Annotated in this window: 2 tRNA genes and 2 rRNA genes (1 of these 4 cut by a window edge); all 4 read left to right on the forward strand. The window is 43.7% G+C overall.

Annotation, left to right across the window (positions count from 1 at the left end):
• Positions 1-257 precede the first annotated feature (257 nt).
• Positions 258-1,777 (forward strand): 16S ribosomal RNA (locus ITB9_RS15230).
• An 86-nt stretch (positions 1,778-1,863) separates the two neighbouring features.
• A tRNA-Ile gene (locus tag ITB9_RS15235) sits at positions 1,864-1,937 on the forward strand.
• A gap of 82 nt (positions 1,938-2,019) precedes the next feature.
• Positions 2,020-2,093: transfer RNA gene (locus tag ITB9_RS15240), tRNA-Ala, on the forward strand.
• Between the two features lie 156 nt (positions 2,094-2,249).
• Positions 2,250-2,500 (forward strand): 23S ribosomal RNA (locus tag ITB9_RS15245); it runs 2,570 nt beyond the window's last position.
• The 16S and 23S rRNA genes sit together here with 2 tRNA genes alongside, the layout of an rRNA operon.

Here is a 2,500-nt window from a genome sequence, read left to right on the forward strand (position 1 = left end):
GTAGTTATTGAGAGTTTTAAAATAAAAAAAATATTTTTTTCACTTAAAGCTTGTGGGATTAAAAAAAGCGAATTATATTTGCACCCGCTTAAGGAAATAACATCTTAAGGAATACAGAAAAGTTCATAAACATATTGAATTGACAGCGTAAGAATTGAATTGGAAACGATTTAATTCAAACAAGAGAATAAACCATTTTGAGTATTTTTAAACAACTTTAATTGTTAAGCATATTAGTGGAAACACTTAAAAATTTAACGATGAAGAGTTTGATCCTGGCTCAGGATGAACGCTAGCGGCAGGCTTAACACATGCAAGTCGAGGGGTAACATTTTAGCTTGCTAAAGATGACGACCGGCGAACGGGTGCGTAACGCGTATAGAATCTACCTCTTACTAAGGGATAGCCCAGAGAAATTTGGATTAATATCTTATAGTATGTTGACTTGGCATCAAGACGACATTAAAGGTTGCGGTAAGAGATGACTATGCGTCCTATTAGCTAGATGGTGTGGTAACGGCACACCATGGCGACGATAGGTAGGGGCCCTGAGAGGGGGATCCCCCACACTGGTACTGAGACACGGACCAGACTCCTACGGGAGGCAGCAGTGAGGAATATTGGACAATGGAGGCAACTCTGATCCAGCCATGCCGCGTGCAGGAAGACTGCCCTATGGGTTGTAAACTGCTTTTATACAGGAAGAAACACTGCTACGTGTAGCAGCTTGACGGTACTGTAAGAATAAGGATCGGCTAACTCCGTGCCAGCAGCCGCGGTAATACGGAGGATCCAAGCGTTATCCGGAATCATTGGGTTTAAAGGGTCCGTAGGTGGATAATTAAGTCAGAGGTGAAATCCTGCAGCTCAACTGTAGAATTGCCTTTGATACTGGTTGTCTTGAGTTATTATGAAGTAGTTAGAATATGTAGTGTAGCGGTGAAATGCATAGATATTACATAGAATACCAATTGCGAAGGCAGATTACTAATAATATACTGACACTGATGGACGAAAGCGTGGGGAGCGAACAGGATTAGATACCCTGGTAGTCCACGCCGTAAACGATGGTCACTAGCTGTTCGGACTTCGGTTTGAGTGGCTAAGCGAAAGTGATAAGTGACCCACCTGGGGAGTACGTTCGCAAGAATGAAACTCAAAGGAATTGACGGGGGCCCGCACAAGCGGTGGAGCATGTGGTTTAATTCGATGATACGCGAGGAACCTTACCAGGGCTTAAATGTAAATTGACAGGTTTAGAGATAGACTTTTCTTCGGACAATTTACAAGGTGCTGCATGGTTGTCGTCAGCTCGTGCCGTGAGGTGTCAGGTTAAGTCCTATAACGAGCGCAACCCCTGTTGTTAGTTGCCAGCGATTTAAGTCGGGAACTCTAACAAGACTGCCAGTGCAAACTGTGAGGAAGGTGGGGATGACGTCAAATCATCACGGCCCTTACGTCCTGGGCTACACACGTGCTACAATGGTAGGGACAGAGAGCAGCCACTTCGCGAGAAGGAGCGAATCTATAAACCCTATCACAGTTCGGATCGGAGTCTGCAACTCGACTCCGTGAAGCTGGAATCGCTAGTAATCGCATATCAGCCATGATGCGGTGAATACGTTCCCGGGCCTTGTACACACCGCCCGTCAAGCCATGGAAGCTGGGAGTGCCTGAAGTCCGTCGCCGTAAGGAGCGGCCTAGGGTAAAATCGGTAACTAGGGCTAAGTCGTAACAAGGTAGCCGTACCGGAAGGTGCGGCTGGAACACCTCCTTTCTAGAGAAAGACGATTAAAGAATGTTTTATTATAAATAAACAAAAAGTTTATTCTCCTGCTGTTAATTTAAAATCTATTATAGTAGAGTCTCATAGCTCAGCTGGTTAGAGCGCTACACTGATAATGTAGAGGTCGGCAGTTCGAGTCTGCCTGAGACTACTAATACTATAAATAAAGGAAATTCTAGAAGTTGTTAATTCTAAATCGATAATTCTGAATACAACATTCGGGATTTATTAATGGGGGATTAGCTCAGCTGGCTAGAGCGCCTGCCTTGCACGCAGGAGGTCATCGGTTCGACTCCGATATTCTCCACAATCAACACTACGTTGTTGAAAAAGTTCATTGACATATTGAAAAAAGATACATGAAAAAAATAAATGAGTATTACTCATTTATTTAAATAATAACTTGTTAATAGTTAGTCACGAGCTACTGTTAACAATGTAACTCATTAAAAAGCAAATAGTACAATAAGCTAAATAAGAGCGTATGGGGAATGCCTAGGCTCTCAGAGGCGATGAAGGACGTGATAAGCTGCGAAAAGCTACGGGGATTGGCACATACAAGTTGATCCGTAGATATCCGAATGGGGCAACCCAGCATGTTGAAGACATGTTACACCGTAAGGTGAGCAAACCCGGAGAACTGAAACATCTAAGTACCCGGAGGAGAAGAAAACAAAAGTGATTCCGTTAGTAGTGGCGAGCGAACGCGGATTA

The organism is Olleya sp. ITB9 (genome assembly GCF_001315805.1).
GTDB lineage: Bacteria > Bacteroidota > Bacteroidia > Flavobacteriales > Flavobacteriaceae > Olleya > Olleya sediminilitoris.